The organism is Actinoplanes aureus (assembly GCF_015704865.1).
GTDB lineage: Bacteria > Actinomycetota > Actinomycetes > Mycobacteriales > Micromonosporaceae > Actinoplanes > Actinoplanes aureus.
Genome location: NZ_JADQTO010000005.1, coordinates 525048 through 544839, shown reverse-complemented (window position 1 = coordinate 544839; position 19792 = coordinate 525048). Strand labels below are relative to the sequence as shown.

General features: G+C 70.1%; 16 protein-coding genes and 2 pseudogenes. 11 read left to right on the top strand and 7 right to left on the bottom strand.

What is annotated here, in order from left to right; genetic code table 11:
* Positions 1-132: pseudogene (locus I4J89_RS14005) on the top strand (IS481 family transposase); the annotation flags it as partial.
* Positions 133-420: 288 nt separating this feature from the next.
* Here the strand turns inward: I4J89_RS14005 and I4J89_RS14000 are convergent.
* The 7 genes and pseudogenes from I4J89_RS14000 to I4J89_RS13975 form a co-directional block, all read right to left on the bottom strand.
* A complete protein-coding gene (locus tag I4J89_RS14000) occupies positions 421-858 on the bottom strand; it encodes a hypothetical protein (protein WP_196414335.1) in 438 nt (145 codons plus the stop codon).
* Positions 858-1163 (bottom strand): hypothetical protein, encoded by a 306-nt coding sequence (locus I4J89_RS13995; protein WP_196414334.1) that lies wholly within the window; start codon positions 1161-1163, stop codon positions 858-860. Before I4J89_RS13995 ends, I4J89_RS14000 begins: the two co-directional genes overlap by 1 nt.
* Before the next feature lie 1093 nt (positions 1164-2256).
* A pseudogene (locus I4J89_RS13990) lies at positions 2257-5001 on the bottom strand (RHS repeat-associated core domain-containing protein); the annotation flags it as partial.
* Positions 4911-6170, bottom strand: coding sequence for a hypothetical protein (locus tag I4J89_RS49515; RefSeq protein ID WP_230858852.1), 1260 nt, complete (start codon positions 6168-6170; stop codon positions 4911-4913). The gene I4J89_RS49515 and the pseudogene I4J89_RS13990, both read right to left, overlap by 91 nt.
* Positions 6171-6346: 176 nt before the next feature.
* Positions 6347-7852: a tripartite tricarboxylate transporter permease gene (locus I4J89_RS13985; RefSeq protein ID WP_196414332.1), complete on the bottom strand. Its 1506-nt coding sequence runs from the start codon at positions 7850-7852 to the stop codon at positions 6347-6349.
* Position 7853: 1 nt separating this feature from the next.
* Positions 7854-8315 (bottom strand): tripartite tricarboxylate transporter TctB family protein, encoded by a 462-nt coding sequence (locus I4J89_RS13980; protein ID WP_196414331.1) that lies wholly within the window; start codon positions 8313-8315, stop codon positions 7854-7856.
* Positions 8316-9329: a tripartite tricarboxylate transporter substrate-binding protein gene (locus I4J89_RS13975; protein WP_230858851.1), complete on the bottom strand. Its 1014-nt coding sequence runs from the start codon at positions 9327-9329 to the stop codon at positions 8316-8318.
* A gap of 260 nt (positions 9330-9589) precedes the next feature.
* Here I4J89_RS13975 and I4J89_RS13970 point away from each other — a divergent pair, with 260 nt between their 5' ends.
* From I4J89_RS13970 to I4J89_RS13925, 10 genes are read left to right on the top strand one after another with little or no spacing between them, the layout of a single operon-like run.
* Complete coding sequence (locus tag I4J89_RS13970) at positions 9590-10402, top strand: effector-associated domain EAD1-containing protein (RefSeq protein WP_196414330.1); 813 nt, start codon at positions 9590-9592, stop codon at positions 10400-10402.
* Positions 10399-11424 carry a radical SAM protein gene (locus I4J89_RS13965; RefSeq protein WP_196414329.1) on the top strand — a complete coding sequence of 342 codons (1026 nt, stop codon included), beginning with the start codon at positions 10399-10401 and terminating at the stop codon, positions 11422-11424. The genes I4J89_RS13970 and I4J89_RS13965 overlap by 4 nt, the downstream gene beginning before the upstream one ends.
* Positions 11417-11626, top strand: coding sequence for a radical SAM-modified peptide, FtsH ternary system-associated (locus I4J89_RS13960; protein WP_196414328.1), 210 nt, complete (start codon positions 11417-11419; stop codon positions 11624-11626). Before I4J89_RS13965 ends, I4J89_RS13960 begins: the two co-directional genes overlap by 8 nt.
* Entirely contained in the window at positions 11623-12195 is a 573-nt protein-coding gene (locus I4J89_RS13955; protein WP_196414327.1) for a hypothetical protein, read from the top strand. The genes I4J89_RS13960 and I4J89_RS13955 overlap by 4 nt, the downstream gene beginning before the upstream one ends.
* Positions 12192-13268, top strand: a complete 1077-nt coding sequence (locus I4J89_RS13950; protein WP_196414326.1) for a HesA/MoeB/ThiF family protein — start codon at positions 12192-12194, stop codon at positions 13266-13268. Before I4J89_RS13955 ends, I4J89_RS13950 begins: the two co-directional genes overlap by 4 nt.
* Entirely contained in the window at positions 13250-14743 is a 1494-nt protein-coding gene (locus tag I4J89_RS13945; protein ID WP_196414325.1) for a ubiquitin-conjugating enzyme family protein, read from the top strand. The genes I4J89_RS13950 and I4J89_RS13945 overlap by 19 nt, the downstream gene beginning before the upstream one ends.
* Positions 14721-15767 (top strand): JAB N-terminal domain-containing protein, encoded by a 1047-nt coding sequence (locus I4J89_RS13940; protein WP_196414324.1) that lies wholly within the window; start codon positions 14721-14723, stop codon positions 15765-15767. The genes I4J89_RS13945 and I4J89_RS13940 overlap by 23 nt, the downstream gene beginning before the upstream one ends.
* Positions 15764-16693: a hypothetical protein gene (locus I4J89_RS13935; protein ID WP_196414323.1), complete on the top strand. Its 930-nt coding sequence runs from the start codon at positions 15764-15766 to the stop codon at positions 16691-16693. Before I4J89_RS13940 ends, I4J89_RS13935 begins: the two co-directional genes overlap by 4 nt.
* Positions 16690-18633, top strand: a complete 1944-nt coding sequence (locus I4J89_RS51480; protein ID WP_309238307.1) for an ATP-binding protein — start codon at positions 16690-16692, stop codon at positions 18631-18633. The genes I4J89_RS13935 and I4J89_RS51480 overlap by 4 nt, the downstream gene beginning before the upstream one ends.
* Positions 18630-19790 carry an AAA family ATPase gene (locus tag I4J89_RS13925; RefSeq protein WP_196414322.1) on the top strand — a complete coding sequence of 387 codons (1161 nt, stop codon included), beginning with the start codon at positions 18630-18632 and terminating at the stop codon, positions 19788-19790. Before I4J89_RS51480 ends, I4J89_RS13925 begins: the two co-directional genes overlap by 4 nt.
* Positions 19791-19792 lie beyond the last annotated feature (2 nt).

Genomic DNA, 19792 nt, shown 5'->3' with positions numbered 1-19792 from the left:
ACCAGCAACCAGGACCGCGCCGACGCCCTACCCGGCTGGCTCCACACCTACAACTACCATCGAGCCCACACCGCGCTCGGAGGCCAGCCACCCATCAACCGCGTCAACAACGGTCCTGGTCACTACAGCTAGAGACCTACGGCCCCGCGCGCACGCCCGCCCACCCGAGCCGCCACCGATTCTGCGCCGAGGCCATGACGATCGCACGACCACGGAGCCCAGGGAAATACCTCGGGATCAGACACTGCGCCACCGGCGTCCTCAAGCCTTGCCACGACACCGGGAAGGTCATCGGCTGAATTCGATTGATCGCTACACCTGACGTCAACCGTGACGGCAACGCGGGCTGACTACCGCACCCCCGCGCGAGCAACCGCCACGCTGCGTATCCGCAACGATCGCTCGGTGCAGCCAGCCTGATCAATAATCTACCTGCATGACCGGCCGCCCCTGAATCTTGGCAATGAAGCCATCATCCTGCACCATGACCACAATCCCTGTCACGGGTGACACAATTATCACGTGTCCATCCATCATGTATGAGCCAACCCGACTCCCAAAATCCTTAACGAAGTCTCGCAGCTCAGAGGAGTCGACGAAATATGGCCCCCTCCGATAAGAATAAGAAGCATAGCTGGTGTCATTGACCACGACCAGGGGCCCAACTAGGTCGGAACAGTATCCGAGAAGTTCATCCTCCACTTCGTCCATGTCGCGATGCTCCACGTCGAATGGCGACCAATCTTCTTCCGAATGACCACGAATACCGTCCGGCGAATATCCCGTCGACCCCGGAACGATCGACGCCAGTAGCTTTATCGCAAAATCCCAGTTGGGATGCGGCGCCGGCTGACGCATCAAGAACCCCCATCCCATCTCTTCTTATACTGCTCATGCCCCTTGACGAAGAAATAGGCCAGCGTCCGCCATCTATTACCCTTCCCTCCTGCTCCGGGCTTCTGAACGGGAGAGAACGCATCTTCCGGTTCCATGATCTTGACGTGCGGACCCTCATTAGTGTGCGGATGCCCGACCGGATTGAGCTCGATCTTCTGGAAGCGACCGTCCGGGAGCTGCCCAGAATAGTAGTCATCCTTGTCGTGATCCAAATGCAAGAAGCCAAAGTGCTCAGCGACGCTGTCTAGATCTTTGAGGTCATCCACGAGGTAGCGCACTACCTTATCGCCAGCTGAATTTGTGTGCGATTTGTCCGTGTAGTTTACCGGGCAGGAGGCAAGCCGCTCGTCGAAGTCGTTGTTGTGTACGAGTACCGGGCTGTTGCCGGCGATCACATAGTACGTGCGAATATCCGCGACGGTGAGGTTGTCGACCGCTCGGACAGCGCTGTATTCGCGGACACCGGCGATCGCCACCCCGGCCCCCGAGGAGGTCCGGACCCGGTCGCCCGGCTCGAGATCGGCCGCAAGCGTCCAGGCACGCCGGTTCTCGGTCCAGAAACGGGTGTCCGGCCGTCGAGGTCACCGTCGCCGTGGCCGCACCCTTCGCCCCGTCGAGGTCGACCGTGATCTCCACCAGGTCCTTGCGCCCATGGCCGGTAATGGTGTTCGTGACGACCTTCGACGCGGATCTCCCGGTGGCCGGGTCGGTGGCCAGCACCGCGTCGCCGACCTTCACGTCTTCGATCGGCTTGGTGCTTCCGTCGGCCATCAAGACGGGCGTGTCCGGGTCGAAGCTGTGGCACGGTATCGGCGGGATGTGCGGCACGCCGCCGAAGTCGGAGACGATGTCGCCGTACTCGCCGACCTGGCGAGACAGATCGATGCACCGTTTTCCGCAGTCCGGGTCGCGCATGTTGTTGAGGAGGTTGTCCTCGGTCGCGAGCTGGTCCCGCAGCGCCGCGCCGCACTGGACCTCGCCCTTCTCGCAGACGGCCCGGATGGCGAGGACGTTGGCGTAGTACCAGTCGCCGGTCTCCGCGTAATAGCGTGCGTAGTACTTGTCGGCGGCACGCGCCAGTTCGACCGGATCCGGACCGTCGGTGTACTGGAAGCCGCCGATCTGGTTCTGGTATCCCTTGCCGCGCCCGCTGACGTGGTCGCTGGGCAGGAACGGCGTGGGAATGCGGCGTTCGGCGTCCTGTTTGTTCGTCGGCGGCCTGGTGTCGTGGGCGTGGTCGGCAGCGGCGTGGTTGGTGTTCTGGACAGTGCTGCCGCCGCCGCTGCTTCCTCCGCCGGGGGAGGCGCCGGAGCCGTCCCACATACCCGTGTTGAACCACTGGTCGTCAGTGATCGGCTTGAGACCGTCCGGGTCGGACCGGGTTACCGGGCTGTTGCCGGCGTACGAGTATCCGTTCCACTGGTGCGGGTCGGCCATGTCCATCAGTGGGTCGACCGAGATGAAGCGGCCCGTGACCGCGTCGTACTCGCGGGCGCCGAGGTGGACCAGGCCGGTCGGGTCGTTGTCGCCGCCGACGAAGCCCTTGCCGGTCGGCCACGCTGACCGCGGGCCGCGCGGACCGCCGTACGGGGTCTGCCGCCGAACCGTCACCGCGTGGCTGGCGGCGTTCACCGCGGTCTGCTGCGTTCCCTGGTGGTCGGTGTAGAGCCAGGTCAGGTTCGCCGATGCCGAACCGCCCGTGCGGGACGCGATGACGCCGCCGGCGAAGGAGTAGTAGCGCGTACCGGTGACGGTGTTTCCTTCCTGGCGGATCTCCTGGCCGGGCAGGTAGAGCGTCCGGCCGGTGCTGTCCCGGCGGATCAGGCGTGCGCCATCGGCGTCGTAGACGTTGGCTTGCTCGGTCTTTCCGGCGGCTGCGATCGCGGCCACCCGGCCCTCGGCGTCCCACGTGAGGACCTGGCTGCCGCTGCCGTCGTCGCAGTCGTTGGCGGCTGTGCCGGCGGGCCGGCAGACGGTGTTGCCGGACGCGTCGTAGGCGTACTTGTTGGTGACCGGTGCCTTGCCGGGCTCGGCTGTCGTCATCTCGGTTAGGGCGTGCGGCCGGGTGACGCCCGCGCCGCCGGCCGGCACCCGGTATGTCCGGGTGGTGTTCCCAGCCGTGCCGTGCGACACCTCGGTGACCCGGCTGCCGGTGGAGTTGATCGTCCAGTCGGTCCAGTACGGCGCGGGTCCGCCCAGGTCGGCGACGGCTGGCTCGGCGGCGCAGGTCATGCCCTGCTTGGGCGTCCAGGCCCGGGTGAGCTGGGCCAGCCGGTCGTAGCGGAAGCACTGCCGGTCGTCCGGCTCGGCGAGCTCCGTGATGTTGCCGGCCGGGTCGTAGGTGTAGCCGCGCTCGGTCACGCCGACCGCTGAGGTCCGCGAGATCCGGCGGGTCGCCTCGTCGCGGTAGATCACGTCTTCGACGGCCGGCGTGCCCGCCACGCTGCGCACGGAGCCGTTGACCTCCCCGTACGCGGTGTAGCTCGTGGTCGCCAGGGTTCCGGCCGACCCGGTGAGGCTGGTGTCGACGCGGACCGGCAGCCCGGTCGCGCCGTCGTAGCCGGTGGTCAGCTGCTCGGTCACCAGCCCGCTGCCGGCCGGACCGGCGGGGTAGGTGGTCGTCAGCGGTTCACCGTTCGGTGCCGCGTACCCGTAGCTGTAGACGTAGGTGCCGCTCAGCTTGTCGTCACCGGCCGGGAGGGTGGCGGGAATGACATGGTTGATGCCGGTGGGCTGATAGCGGGCGTCGAACTGGCGGACCTGCCAGCGGTAGGCGCTGGCGGAGCCGGCCGGCTCGTACCGGACGGACTCGGTCAGGTGGCCGCGGAAGCCCGCCTGGCCGCTGTAGAGGGTGTCGTACCTCCACTGGGCCCGCAGCGCACCGGCCGGCGAGTCGTCGCGCGTCTCGGTCTTGCGGCCGATCCGGTCGTAGCCGTACCAGAGCACCTCGTCGCGGGCATCGGTGACCGTGACGACCTCACCGGCGTCGTTGTAGGTCGTCCGCGTGATCCCGTGGTCCGGGTCGGTGGCCTGCGTCTTGCGGCCACGCGCGTCGAACTGCGAGGTCCATTCGTTGCCCGCCGGGTCGATGACCTTGACCTGGTTGCCCTTGCGGTCGAACCGGTAGCGGGTCTCCTGGTAGGCGCCGGCCACGCCGGCGGTCGTGGTGTGCTGACGCAGTGCGATCGTGCGGCCCTCGATGTCGGTGACCGTCGAGGTCGCGATCCCACCGGCCGGCGGTGTCGTCGTCAGGATGTCACCCTCGTGGGCGGTGGTGGTCCGCCACTTCTCGACGAGGTTCTCCCGGTCGTCGCCGGACAGGAACACCTCGGCCTCGACCCGTCCGGCCAGGTCCAGGTCGGTCCGGGAGACGGCCGGCACGGACCACTGCGGCTCGGTCCACAGCGTCTCGGACGCCGCGCCCGGCTCCACGTGCGGGCCGTACGCGACGGTGGCCCTGCCGTACTGGTCATGGATGGTGTCGGTGACGACGCGGTTGCCGTCGCCGGCCGCCGACGGGGTCTGAGTCTGCCGCGGTCGCAGCAGGCCGTCGACGATCTGGTACGAGCTGACCGGGTTCCCGGTGGCGTTGAGCGTCGTGACCCGGACGTACGGGTAGCCGTCCCGCTCGGCCGCGAAGTGGTACGTGTACTCGCTCGACGGCTTGCTCTCGTGCCCTGACCGTGACCAGCCGAGCCGCCACACCTTCGCCGTGCGCCCCAGCGGGTCGTAGGCCAGCTCGCCGGTGACCCGGTCATTGACGTCGACAATCTTCACCGCCGACCCCCAGTACGGAGTGAGGTCGCGCCGCGAGGTCCAGCCCGGCATGGGCCCGGTGGTCGTCACGCTGGTGACCGGTCCGCCGACCCGGGGTGTGTACCCGGTGGTGGTCACGTTGCCTCTGACGTCGGTGGTCGTGCGGACGCGGCCGTCCGCCTGATAGGTGCTCTGTTCGACGGTGTGCCAGACGGTCCCGGTGCCGGGCGTCCAGTCCTTGAGCTGTTCCGTCCGGGTCACAGGGTCGGCGTCAGCGTGCCGACCGACAGCACTCCGGTCTCCGGGCACGCCACGCCGGCGACCTGAAGCGCGGTCGGCGGCGTCGGGACGGAGTCGTAGTCGACGATCAGCTTGGTCTCGTTCGGGAAGAATCGCTTCCACCGCGCCTGGATCGATTCGCCGCCGTGGCCGCTGTCGCGGGCGGTCACCGCGACCGTCACGTCCCCCCATCGGTCGTTCGCGCCCTGCTGGATGAGCGCGGTCAGGTTGGCGCTCTGGAAGTTCATGTACATGTCCGGCCGCGGCGGGTTGCAGCCGCCCGCCTCGTTCGCGCTGCCCCACGCCTCACCCAGGTGCGTCGCCAGCCCCATCGCGGACCAGCTCGCCTTGGGCACCGCGTTGATCACCGAGGTCCAGTAGAGCGACGCCGGTGTCGGGCTACAGCCCCAGGAGTGGTCGAGCTTCATCTCCACGCGGGCCGACTGGATGTGCTTGCCACCCAGGAACACGCCGTTGGCGGTGGTCGGGAACGCGAAGCAGGAGCGGTAGAGCGCACCGGAGTCCGGGTTGAGACCCACGCGGGCGGAGCTCAGGTCGTTGCTCGCGCCGTTGTTGGTCGCGTACGCCCATTTGTTCTTGAACACTGACCAGTCCGGATCGATAAAGATCGGGAAGACCCGGTCCTTCGCGTCCAGCAACTTCGGATCCGCGCGGAGCAGGAGGTTCTTCCCGGCCACCTCGGCACGCACCGGCGCCACCTTCGCGCCGTCACCCGTGGTCGCCGCCGACGACCGGGTCTTCGGGCCGGTCGCGCCCCGCGAGTCCCACATCAGCGCGGGCGCGGCCTCGGCCACCGACGTGCCGCCGGCCGTGGCCCGCAACGTCCCGTCCCGGCGCTGGCTCAGGTCCACACCGCCGCCGACGGTCAGGCGCGTCGTCCGTACCGCCGGGTCGGCCGCCGCCGCCGGCCGCAGCCGCCCGTCCGCGCCGCACGCCAGGCGGAGATCGACGTCGGCCCAGCCGCCGTCGCGGGTCCGCGCCCGCTGCGGCACCACGGCCGACTCGAACCTCATCCGGCCGTCCGGCTGGGCGACGACCTGCGTCAGTTCGGTTCGCGACCCGGCGACCACGACGGCCCGCCGGCACGCCGCGGCCATGGTCACCGCCCGGGCTTCGCCGTCCGCGACGCTGACGCAGGCCGGACCAGCATCCGCCGGCCTCGCTGGAGCCGCCAGCAGCGTCCCGATCAGGGCGACTGAAACAAATGCGCCCAGCATCCGGCGGCTCCTCCCCCGAGTTCGGCCGGCGGATGCGGCCGTTACGTCGGAGGGTCCCGACTGCGGCGCCAGCCCGGAACGGGTGTTCGCCGATCTCGCACAAAGGACCTTGTTCACGCAGGTCAGCGATTTGTGTGAGGCATCACGCCGAACAAAGTCAGGGGCCGCACCGCTGATCAATCCTCTTCGGCGAAGACCACCTCGCGCCGCTTGCGGATCGCCGGGAAGGCGGCGATGGCCAGCGCCGCCACGGTCAGCGCCAGCAGCGTCGCGGAGATCGGCCGGGTGAGGAAGACCGTCGCGTCGCCGCGCGAGATGATGAGCGCCCGCCGCAGGTTCTCCTCCAGCAGGGGTCCGAGGACGAAGCCGAGCAGCAGCGGCGCCGGTTCGCAGCCGCACTTGATCAGTACATATCCGAGGATCCCGAAGAAGGCGATCGCGTAGACGTCGTACTCGTTGGACCCCAGCGAATAGGTGCCGATCACGGCGAACAGCACGATCATCGGGAAGAGCACCTGATAAGGGATGCGCAGCATGCGCACCCAGATGCCGATCAACGGCAGATTCAGGAGTACGAGCAGCACGTTGCCGATCCACATGGACGCGATCAGGCCCCAGACGAGCGCCGGTTCGTCGGTTATCACGTTCGGGCCCGGGGTGATGCCGTGCACGATGAACGCCCCGACCATCAGCGCCATCACCGGGTGGGCCGGCAGGCCCAGGGTGAGCAGCGGGATGAACGACGTCTGCGCGGCCGCGTTGTTGGCCGACTCGGGCCCGGCGACGCCCTCGATCGCGCCGTGCCCGAACTCCGACCGCCGCTTCGAGATGCGCTTCTCTACGGCATACGAGGTGAACGAGGCCAGCACGTGGCCGCCGCCGGGCAGAACTCCGAGCGCGGCACCGAGTCCGGTGCCGCGTGCGATCGGGCCGACGATCCGGCGCCGGTCCTCTCTGGTCGGCCAGAGACTCGTCACCCGGTCCAGGACCGACGGGCGGTCCCGCTCGTTCTCCAGGTTGCGCAGAATCTCGGCGATGCCGAACATGCCGACGGCGACGGACACGAAGTCGATGCCGCCGTACAGTTCGCGCTGGCCGAGCACGAACCGGGGCGTACCGGTGTAGATGTCCTGGCCGACCGTGCCGAGCAGGATGCCGAGCGCGATCATCGCGAGTGCCTTGAGCGCCGAGCCCCGCGCCAGCGCGATCGACACGATCAGGCCGAACAGCACGAGCGCGAAGTAGTCGGCCGGGCCGAACTTCAACGCGACGGCGGCCAGCGGCGGTGCGGCGACGGCCAGCACGACGGTGGCTACCGTGCCCGCGATGAAGGAGCCGATGGCGGCGGCGGCCAGGGCCGGACCGGCCCGCCCCTGCCGGGCCATCTCGTGGCCGTCGAGCGCGGTGACCGCCGCCGACGACTCGCCGGGCAGGTTGATCAGGATGGCCGTCGTCGAACCGCCGTACTGAGCGCCGTAGTAGATGCCGGCCAGCATGATCAGCGCGGTCACCGGCTCGAAGTTGAAGGTGATCGGCAGCAGCATCGCCACCGTCGCGGTCGGCCCGATGCCGGGCAGTACGCCGACAGCCGTCCCGAGCAGCACTCCCACGAAGCAGTAGAGGACGTTCTGGACCAGTAGAGCGGTCGAGAAGCCCAGCACGAGATTGTCGAAGAGATCCATGTCAGAACACGAACCCCGGCCCCCACAGCGGGATCCGTAACTGGAGCCCGACGACGAAGATGAGCGTGGCGGCCACGGTCAGCCCAGCGGACACCGCCAACGCCGTGAGCAGCCGGACGCGCCGGCTGGCCAGGGTGGTGAGCAGGGCGGTCACCGCCGAGGTCGGCACGAACCCCAGGCTTCCGATGAAGAACCCGAAGAACACGACCGCGAGCACGATCAGTACGACCGCACGCCACGGAACCGCCTCGGACGGGATCACCTCGCCGGCGACCAGCCCCTTGACGATGATCGCCAGGCCCAGGACGGCCACGATCGCGCCGACCATCAGCGGGAAGTAGCCGGGGCCCATCCGCAGTGGGGTCCCCCGGTCGTAGCCGAGGGCACCCACCACGAACACGCCACCGATCAGGACGAAGATTCCCCCGGCGAGGACGTCCGGGAGGGACCGCCGCCGCTGCACCTAGGAGGCCTTCACGCCGGCGTCGGAGATGACCTTCGCCCAGGTCGTGAGCTGCTCCTCGAGATGTGCCCGGTGCGCTTCCGGAGTCGCGTCCGCGGCCGCGACCGGCGCGGTGCCTAGCTTGGCCATCTGGTCGATGACCGCCTGATCGGCCAGCGCCGTCTTGAGCGCGCCGGACAGCTTCTGCACGATCTCCGGCGGTGTGCCGGTCGGCACGTAGAGGCCGTGCCACACGCTGACCGCCAGCTGGGGCATCCCGGCCTCGGCCGTGGTGGGCACGTCGGGCAGGCTCTTCACCCGCTCCGGGGTGGTGACCGCGTACGCCTTCACCTTGCCCGCGGAGATCTGGCCGGTGGTGTTGGTCGTCTGGTCGCACATGAAGTCGACCTGGCCGCCGACCAGGTCGGTCAGCGCCGGACCGGTGCCCTGGTACGGCACCTCCTGGAGCTTCACGCCGGCCGCGGCCTGGAACAACAGGCCGCACAGGTGCGACGCGGCGCCGATGCCGGCGTTGGCCAGGGTGACCTTGGCCGAGTTCGCCTTCACGTACGTCGTCAGGTCCGCCAGCGTCGTCGGCGGGAAGTCCTTGCGGGCGACGACGGTCATCGGCACCTCGGTGACGAGCCCGACCGTCGCGAAGTCCTCGAGCGGCTGATAGCCCAGGTCCTTGTACAGGGCGGGCGCGGTCGACATGCCGATGTGGTGCATGAGCACGGTGTAGCCGTCCGGCCGGGCCTGCGCGACCTGGCCGGCCGCGACCGTGCCGCCGGCACCCTCGACGTTCTGGACGACGATCTTGCCGCCGAGCGCCTTGGCCATCGGATCGGCGATCATCCGGGTCACGGTGTCGGTCGGGCCGCCGGCGCTGAACGGCACGACGACGGTGATGTTCTGTTCCGGGTATCCCGCGGCGTCGCCGCCCTCGGCGCCGCCGTTGCCGTTGCCGGAACAGGCGGCGATGAGAGAGACGGCGGCGAACGTGGCGATCATCCGTGGCGTGCTGCTCGTTCTCATGTGCTGACCTCCCTGTCAGTACTCGTCCCCTCTTCATCAAGATTCATCGATGACCGTATTTGCTATCCGGGTTGATCACTAGAGCGGCCGCCCGGCTGTCGCCGAACCGCTACCCGGAGGTACGGGCACACCACCGCAACCACCGATCAACGGGAGTCGATCACCCGGTCGGTCGCGCGTCATCGCCCAGCGGGTGATGGACACTCCCGGCACCCGGCGATATAACTCGTTGAACACGCACCAGGACGGGTGGTGATCAAGTGGCGGCCGGCTTCACCGACCGCGAGCTGAGCGAGCTCGCACGGATCTTCCCCCTCGCTCGCGCCACGCCACTGACCCTGGTCCGCCTCGGGTTCGACCGCGACACGCTGCCCAACATCCAGGCCGTCGACAACGCGTTCGAGTACTGGCTGCTGATCAACGAGAAGATCTGCACCGGGGAGGTCGCCGGCGGCCGCGAGGCGGTGCTCCGGGCCGCGGGCAAGCGCGCTCCGTACAATGAGGTGCTTTTCGGCGCGGAGCCGCCGGGGGTGTGGCAGGTCCTGTTCCTCGGATCGTCGCCGCCCGGGCTGGACCCGCTGCAGTTCGACGGTGAGTTCCGCCGGCTGGTCGACGCCGGCCCGCACCTGCGGCCGGACTACCGTCCGATCGCGACCGTCCGGGATGTCTCCGAGCTGCGCGACGGCAAGTACCACCTGTTGCATCTGGCCTGCCACGCCCGCGCCGACGAACTGTTCTTCACCGACCGCTCCGGCCGGACGCTGGTGGTGCGGGCCGGCGACCTCGCCGACCTGATCCGGCCGGGCCGGCTTCGCGGCATCGTCCTCAACGCCTGCACCAGCGAGGCGGCAGCGACGATCCTGCGGGCGGTCGCGGACGTCACGGTCGCACACCGGGACGAGCTGGTCGACGAGGACGCCGGGCTGTGGGCCGGATATCTGTACGACGCGCTCGGCCGCACCCGTGATCTCGCCGGCGCGGCCGACCTGGCACGGCGGGAGCTGATCGTCGAGCACGGTGACAAGCGCGCGATGGCCGAGGGTGTCGTGGTGGTGCTGGGGTCCACGACGTGACCGCGCCGACCTGGGTGCCGGCGATCATGTCCACGCCGCTGGACGGTGACCGGGTGCGGTGCGACCTGTGCCCGCACCGGTGCGAGCTGGCCGACGGCGCGGCCGGCGCCTGTCACGTCCGGCGCAATCGGGGCGGGCGGCTGGAGACGGCCTCGTTCGCGACGAGCGTGGCGCACCTCGACCCCATCGAGCGCAAGCCGCTCTATCACGTGCGCCCGGGGTCCCGGGTGCTGACGCTTGCCGCTCCGGGCTGCACGTTCCGGTGCAACTACTGCCTCAACCACGCGCTCTCCCAGTACGGCCGGGAGGAGTCGGTGCCGTGGACGGCGCGGCCGGCCGACGTCGCCGGGTTGCGGGCACGCGCCACGGCCGAGCACGCCGCGATCGGGTTCTCGTACGCCGAAGCCGCTCTCGCCCTGGAGCTGTCGCTGGCCCTGGCCGGCGGCCCGGCGGTGTCGTTGGTCTGGAAGACGAACGGGTTCCTGACGCCGGAGGCGATCGACCTGATCGCCCCGCACCTGCTGGCGGTGAACGTGGACGTCAAGGCGGCGGACGAGAGCGCGCACCGCCGGCTGACCGGCGCGGCGCTGGCGCCGGTGTTCGAGGCGATCGAGCGTTTCCACCGGCTCGGCGTCTGGATCGAGGTGTCCACTCCGATCATCCCCGGCATCAGCGACGAGCCGCGTCATTGGCACACCGTGGCCGGTGCGCTGGCCGAGATCGATCGCAACATCCCGTGGCATCTCGTCCGGTTCAGCCCGGACTTCCGGATGGGGCGCTTCGCGCCGACACCGCCGGCTCTGCTGGCCGGCGCCGCCGCGGCCGGGGGCGAGGCCGGCCTGCGATTCGTGTACGTGGAGCGCGCGCTCGGTGCACACGGACGGCGTACCCGGTGTCCTGGATGTGACGCAACCGCCGTGGAACGCGGCATCTGGCGCACGATGGAGTCGGCCGTCGTGGCCGGCTCCTGTCCGCGTTGCGGGACCGACATTCCCGGCCGATGGGAGCAGCTCGATGCCTGACCGCGAGTTCGTCCAGGACCTGCCGGACCTGATCGACGCCGGCGAGTATCCGGATCATCCGGAGGGCCGGCTCGTCCGGTTGCGGATCACGGTGGACGAGAACGGCGTGTCCGTGCTGGCCGACGGTTTCCGGCCGCTCGAGGTCGAGCGGCTGATGGAGCAACTCGGCGGCGGCCCGGTCCAGCAGATGCTGTGCGGGTGACCGTGGACGAGGACGAACTGTTCGGCGTCGGGCTGGACGATGCCAGCGAGCCGCCACCGGACCGGGACGAGGCGCGTGACGGGGACGCCATCACCGGAGTGACCTCCTGGTGGCACACCGGCCGCTGCTCCCGGTGCGGGCACACGTTCCGCCGGGGAGATCTGGTTCACGTCGACAGTCGCACCCGGGAGGTCACCCACCTCGATCCGGTGCTGTCCTGCGCGGTCGAGGCGAAGTCCGGCACCGACGACACGGACGCGAGCGCGTTCGTCGCCGGGCTGCTGGCCGCCTGGCCGGTGACCGGGGACGTCCAGGTGATCAGTACGGACGAGGTGCCGTACCTGTGCCGGCCACCGGACGGCGGCTTCCGCCGGCGCTCCTGCCTGGTCTGCGCACATTCGTTCCGCCCGGCCGAAATGGTGATCATCTGCCCGTGCGCACCCGCCGACCCGCGGTGCCGGGCGGCGGTGCACCGGGACCCGGCGCAGGGTCTGGTGTGCTGGGAGACCTGGCTGCCGGCCAGCGAGCTACCGGCCTGCCCGGTCATGACGCGGAGTCTGGGCCGATGACGACGGATCCGGACCGGCACGAGCGCCAGCGGCAGATGCCCGGCTGGGATCAGTCCCGCGTCGCCGGCGCGACCGCGGTCGTGGCCGGGGTCGGCGCGCTCGGCAACGAGGTGGCCAAGAACCTCGGCATGCTCGGCATCGGCCGGCTGATCCTCTGTGATCCGGACACCGTGGCGGCACACAACCTCAGCCGTACCGTCCTGTTCGACTCGTCCGATCTGGATCGGCCGAAGGCGGAGGCCGCGGCCCGGTCGCTGGCCCGGATCGCACCCGGCACGGTCGTCGACGCCCGAGTCGACGACCTCGTGCGCGGCGTCGGCATGGGCGAGCTCGCCGACGCCGACGTGGTGCTGGGCTGCCTGGACACCCGGTGGGCGCGGTTGCAGCTGCTCGAGCGCTGCACGCTGGCCGGCGCCGCGCTGGTGGACGGCGGCACCCATCCATGGGGCGGCGAGGTACGGCTGCGCGTCGACGCCGAGGAGCCCTGCTACGGCTGCACACTCACCCCGGCCGAACGCTGGAGCTCGGAGGTGCCGGCGAGTTGTGCGGAGCTCGGCGACCGCCCGCTGGCCGCGTCCATCCTCTCGTCGTCGCTGGTGGCCGGCTGGATGGCGGCGGCCGCGGCGCGCCAGGTACTGGGTACGCCGCTGCCCTGGCGGTTCCTCTCCATCGACATCGCCGCCTCCGACACCGCCGCGGTGACGGTCGACCGCGACCCGGGCTGTCCGCACCACACGGCGAGCGGTGCGGTGCCCCGGGTGCCGGTGTCCCGCGACGACACGGTGGGCGAGTTGCTCGCCGTGCTGGCGCCCGGCTCGGAGGCGCTGGCCTGGGCCGAGTTCCCGGTGCCACAGGAGTGCTACCGGTGTCACGGCTCCTGCGACCCGGGCTACGGGTACCGCGAGCCGACCATCACGTGCCCGCATTGCGGCAACCGGTTCCGGCTGCGCCGGACCACCCGTATCGGGGAGGCCTCGGCCGGGACGAAGCTGGCCGAGCTCGGCATCGCGCCCCACGAGGTTCTTGCCGTCCGATCAGCAGAGGGGAGGTACTCATGGCTCAGGCTCGGATGACGGCGGGTGGCCGGGGCGAGGACGAGGCCGGCGGCGAGCGCCCGGACGCGCGGCTGACGCCGGAGGACCGGGACGCGTTCATCCAGGTGATGACCCAGCTGGCGCAGAACCGTGAGGCGGGCGCCAGATGGCTGCGCCGGCTCGGTTTCCCGCAGGATCACATCCCGCAGCCGGCCGAGGACGCGGAGAGCTGGTGGTGGCTGGCGTTCGATCAGCTCGACCTCGGCCGGGTGCAGCGCCCCTACTCACGACTGCTCCGGTTCGTCCACACCGAGTTCCCGTACAACGAGGGGGTCACCCGCCTCTACGAACGCTATGTGGCGGAGACCGAGGCGCCGCCTGACAACACCGTGGTTCAGCGGGCCGTCCAGGAGGCCACCTGCCGGGTCATGGTGACCGTACGATCCGACGCCGAGCGGGCCGAAGCCGAGCGGCAGCTGCGCGAACTGGGCCTGGAACCGCAGTTCAGCTGGGCGTCCACGTACCAGACGTCGTTCATGGTGAACAACCCGAGCGTCCCGCAGGTCTCGGCGCTGCTGGACCGCACCGAACTGGGCTGGACGGTCGCCGGGCCGGGCCAGCCGGACTACGTCTACTCGGCGCTCACGCTGCAGGGCCCGGACGGCTCCCGGTTCATCGCCCGGGACACGCCGTCGGTGCGGACCTTCCGGGACGTCGCGGAGGACGTGATCAGCGAGCACTATCCCGGCGCGGTGACCGGTGACACCGTCAACAACGCGATCGTCGACCGGATCGGACTGGGCGGCGACCGGCGCCGGGCCAACCCCGACGAGACACTGCACGACGCGGGCGTGCAGGACGGTGAGCAGATGCGCATCGGTTTCGAGGGACGGGCCGGCGCGGTCAACCCGGTGCTCCGCGAGGACGCGCTGCAGCGGGTGCACAAGCAGATCAGGGACTACGTGGGCGAGCACCCGGGCATGCGCCTCACGGCCAACGCCGAGACGCTCCCGACCGTCTACGACCTGGAGTTCGAGGAGGACAGCTTCGGGCCACCCGGCGCCGACGGCGAGCCGACCCTGATCCGGCACCACCAGATCCGCATCGAACTGGGGCCGGACTTCCCCGAGCGGCACCCCGACGTGTTCTTCCTCAGCCCGATCTTCCACCCGAACGTCTTCCCGATGTACGACACCCCGGAGACGCACCACAAGCAGGAACTGCGCGGCCTGGTCTGCCTGGGCGAACTGGACGACACCTGGTATCCGGGGATGGACATGGGCGAGGTCTGCCAGATGCTCGTGGAGATCGCCGGGTACCGCAACTACGACCTCTTCCACGTCACGCACGACGGCGGCGAGCCGGCGCTGCGGCAGAACTTCTTCGACGAACGGGCCGCGCTGTGGGCCCTGCGCAACCAACAACTGATCATGGACAGGGGAGGAGTCCCGATTGTCCGGTCCGCTGCCCTCCGACCTCGGGCGCCGCGAAGTGTCATCGATCGCGTGGACTGAGGACCGCAAGACGGTCGGCATCGACCTCTACCGGACCGACGACTACGTGTTCCACGGGCGCGCCGACCTGTACCCGCTCCTGCGCGGTGTGTTCCGCGAGGCGCTGGGCCGGCCGCTGGACGACGCGCTGTTCGCGCTGAGCTTCCACCAGGTGTCCGACCAGCGCGACAACGGCGGTCACCCGGAGATGGTGAGCCTGCGGCCCAGCCACAGTTACCTCACGATCCGGATCCTGGTCGGCGACCGCCTGATCTACCGCCATCCGCATTCGGTCCGGGAGGTCGTCGCGAAGCCGCTGCAGCGGCTGCTCGCCGCCGACTTCCCGGACGAGGACCATTGGGGGTACGCCCTCGCGGGTCCCGGGCTCGAGAAGATCGCTCTGGAGCGCCCGGCACCGCGGTTGGAGGGGACGATCGACGTCCGGCCCCGCCGTGGCCGCACCAGCCGGCTGAACCTGGAGGAGGTCGCCGAGCCCGAGCCGCCGCCGGCCCGCCTCGCCGACCTCGGCGTGCCGGAGAGCGACAGGAAGTCCACCGTCCTGGAGCCGGCGGACGAGGTCGCGGTCGTGTTCGGGCCGGAGGCGGCGCGGGCGCTACGCCACGACCTGCCGTTGTCCGAGGAGGTCGAGGAGGGCGGCTTCCTGGTCGGCCTGGTACGCCGGGACGCCGACCATCCCGAGCGGTACCTGGTCGAGGTCGTGCACGCGCTGCCGGCCGAGCGTACCGGCGCCTCGATGTTGCAGTTCACGTTCACCGGTGAGAGCTTCCTGCGGGCCAACGACGCCGTACAGCGGCTCGGCGGTGATCTCCAGCTGGTCGGTTGGTACCACACCCACCTGTTCCCGGCGTCCGACCGGCTCGGGCTGTCCAGCAGCGACGTCGATCTGCACAGCCGTACGTTCCGGCGCCGGTGGCAGATCGCCGGACTGCTCAACCTGGACGGTGGCGAACGGGTGCTGCGGGCGTATGGATGGAACGGGCGCCGGATGAGGCGCCTGCCGCACTGGGTGGTGGACGGCGAATGAACGCCCTGACCACGGCTCAGCGAGTGCTGAGGTGGGCGGCGGCACCGGCCGGCCCGCTACCGTCCGGGCCGCTGCGCCTGGCCGGGTCGCTCGCCGACGCCGGCGGGTGCGCTCCGGAGGTACGCCGGCTGGTGGCGACGACCGGTGCCCTGCTCGCCGCCGGAGATCCACCCTGGGGCGACGGCACGCCGGTCGGGGCGGGCGTCGTCCTGATCGCCGCCGCTGTCGGCGGCCGGGTGGACCCACGCAGCGCCGACGTGCTCGGGCACGTCCCGGACGTCTCGCCCCGCCGGGACGGACGCTGGGCCGAGGCGCTGGCCCGGCACGCCCTGATCGCCCCGGTGCTGGGCGCCACCGGCAGCGGCGTCCCGGCCGACCTGGCCGACCGGCTCCGGGCGCTGTCCCCGCTCACCGCGGTGTTCCTCCGGCCGCCCAGCACGGTGTCCGGCCGTACCGCCGCACTCAGCCTGAGCATGCTGCTGCTGGACCAGCCGCGCGGCGCCGCCTCGCTGACCGCGGCGCTGGCCCGGCCGAGCCCGGATCCGCTGGTGCTGGACTGGCGGACCAGGCTGCTGCGTACCCTCCGCGAGCGGCGGCCGGCCCTGATGCTCGACGTCTACCTGGCCGCCCGGCTGCGGCACGGAGCCGCATGGAACGCGCAGATCGCCGCCGCGGACGCCGCCATGACCCGCGTCGAGGGCCCGGATCCGCTGGCACTCGCCACGGTCCGTTTCTGGGGACCGCTCGCCGACACCGAACGCGTCGAGATCGAGGCGGACACGATCGCCGGCCGGATCAAGGGCGTGACGGTCGATCCGGCGGCCTCGATCCGCGCCCGTACCTATCTGACCTACGCCGAGTACGGCCGCGCCGTGCGGCTCTTCGATCGGCACCGCGACGTCCTCACGATCGGAGACCGGCCGTGACCAGCAAACGGACCCGGGTGGCCCTGGTCGCGCTCGGCGATTCCCAGTCGCTGAGCGACCGCTGGCTGATGGCCCAGGACCGCGAGCCCGAACTCACGCTCGGGCAGGCGCTGGCCGACACGCCGGCACTGTCCACCGCACCGCTCTCCCCCGAGATGCTGGAGATTCCGCTCCACCGGTTCAGCCTCACTTTTCCGGCGCCGGCGGCCGAGACGCCGCTCTACTGGCCGCCGGGGATGACGGTGGCCGGGGCACAGGGCGGTGCGCCGGCCCCGGTGCCGGACGCCGTCGTCGAGCCGCCCCGCGTCACGGCGCAGGTCGACTCCCGCCACCCGAAGCGGATCGACGAGGCGGAGGCCGTCAAGATCGCGCACAAGCCGGACATCGAGAAGGCCGCGCAGTACCTCGACGCCGGTCTGTCGGTCGTGGTCCAGTGCGAGAAACTGCTGGTCGAGTACCTCGCCAAGGAGATCACGACGCGGTCCGGCCGGAAGCCGACGATCGTCCGGCCGGAGACGACCGCCGGGCCCGGGGAATTCGGCGGGATGCAGGCCGGCCGGCGTCAGCAGTCCCTGCACGCCCTGCAGGAGGCGGTGCGGCATGCCAAGGAGAACGACGTGGTCGTCGTACCACACCTGGATCTCCTTGCCGGCGGCAGCGATGCGGCGCTGAACAGTGAGGCGCGGGAGCTGACCGATGTCCTGTACGACCGGAGCTCGTGCGTCCTGCTGGCCTTCGTGGACCCGTCCCTGGTGATCCCGGAGGTGCTGGCCAACCGGTTCGCCGTCCGGATCTCGATCGACATCCTCCCGCGCGAGGTCCGCCGGGACGACGGGCGGGCGCCGGTGGGCACCGCCCTGGTCACCGAGAGCGAGGCCGCGATGTTCTCCGGCTTCGACGAGGTGGGCCTCTACAAACACATCGCCGGCATGAACGCGGTGCGCTTCCGGCACGCCATGCGGTACGCCCAGCACCAGCACCGGGACGGCGGAACCTTCACCGACCTGCTCGACGAGCTGCGCATCTTCAAGGCGACCACCTCGAACGACTTCGACCTGCCGGACGTGACGTTCGACCAGATCGGCGGCTATCAGCCGGTCAAGGACGAACTGCAGCACGCCATCGACCTGATCAACGGCGGGGCCGGGCTGCCCGAGCACCTGCACCGGGAGCTGATTCCGCGCGGCTTCATCTTCCACGGGCCGCCCGGCACCGGTAAGACGCTGTTCGCCAAGGCGCTGGCGACCGCGTTCCAGGCCACCATCAACGTGGTGTCCGGGCCCGAGGTGACCGACATGTACGTCGGGGAGAGCGAACGCAAGGTCCGCGAGATCTTCGCCGAGGCCCGCCGCAACGCGCCCGCGGTGGTCGTCTTCGACGAGTTCGACTCGATCGCGAGCCGGCGGTCGGGTCGTGAGGACGGCGGCAGCCGGGCCGGCAACGCCATCGTCGCGCAGTTGCTGACCGAGATGGACGGGTTCCGGCCCGCCGTACCCGTACTGATCGTCGGGACGACGAACCGGCTGGACATCATCGACGAGGCCCTGCTGCGGCCGAGCCGGTTCCGTCCGATCCGGATCGATCTGCCCGATCTGGAGGCTCGCCGGCGGATCGCCGAAGTCCACGCCGCGCACTTCGGGATCCCGGTCACCGAGGCCCTGCTGAACCGCATCGCCACCGCCACGAACCTGATGAACGGAGACGACATCCGCTCGATCTTCACCACCGCCCGCGGCGAGGCCGCGGTCAAACGGATGGATCCGGTGAAGGACCCGTACCGGCTCGGGCAGTTGGTGGGCCGCCTGCGCCGGACGATCCAGGAACGCGACGCCGACCGCAGCCAGCGCTCGGTCCGCCGACCCTCGAACGCCGGGGGCGGCCGCGCCACCGGCGACCCCGCCATGATTCCCCAGACGCCCGAGGAACCAGCCCAGCCATGACTGCACCCAGCCCGGACGCCCTCCGCAAGGGACGTGTGTTCGCCCAGGCGATGGAGGACTTCAAGAGCGAGTACGTCGACCGCGACGTCGCGGTGGACGTGATCGCGCTGGCCGTGCTGTGCCGGGAGCACGTGCTCCTGATCGGCCCGCCCGGCACCGCGAAGACCTCCCTCATCGAGCGCTTCAGCAAACTGCTCGACACGTCCTACTTCGGTTACCTGCTGACCCGCTTCACCGAGCCCGCCGAGCTGTTCGGCGCGATCGACGTGGAGGCCTTCCAGCAGGAGAACGTCTACCGCATCAAGACCGACGGCATGCTGCCCAAAGTCGACATCGCTTTCCTCGACGAGATCTTCAACGGCAGCAGCGCGATCCTGAACACGCTGCTGACGCTGGTGCACGAGCGGACGTTCGTCAACGGCTCGCACCGTGAGCAGGCCAACCTCATCTCGCTGTTCGGCGCGGCCAACGAACTCGTCGACGACCCGGTGCTGCAGGCCTTCTCCGACCGGTTCCTGTTCCGCTGCCGGCTCGACTACGTGCCCGACGAGTCGCTCGAGGAGATGCTGGGCAGCGGATGGGACGCCGAGCGTACGCTGCTCGCCGGTCAGACCCAGGCCGCCGGAGAAGGGCGGTTCCCCCGCCAGGACCTGCTCGAGCTGCAGGCGGCGGTGGCCGCGGTCGACCTCAGCCGGGTGCGCCCGCACCTGGCCGCGATCCTCCGGTCGATGCGCGAGGACCGGATCACCTTCTCGGACCGCCGGGCGGTCAAGGCCCAGAAGGCGATCGCGGCGAACGCCCTGCTCCACGGCCGGCCCCGGGCCGAGCTGGACGACCTCTCGGTGCTCGTCCACCTCTGGAGCACCGAGTACGACGAGAAGATCATCCGTCAGGTCGTGGCGGCGCACGACGTACCGATGTACACCGATCGGCCGGCCCGGCACGTCACCGAGGTGGTCGCCGACATCAAGGAGCTGGCCCGCGCGGTTCCGGCCATCACCGGGATGGAGGAGCTCAACGAGGCGCAGCGGCGGACCGCCCGGCTCCTCCGGGAGATCCGGACCGGCCAGCTCGACGCCGGCGACTCGCTCGCCCTGTTGCGGGGTGTGCAGCTCGACGTCATCGAGAAGCTCCAGCAGCTCAGAAGGGACGGCTAGCC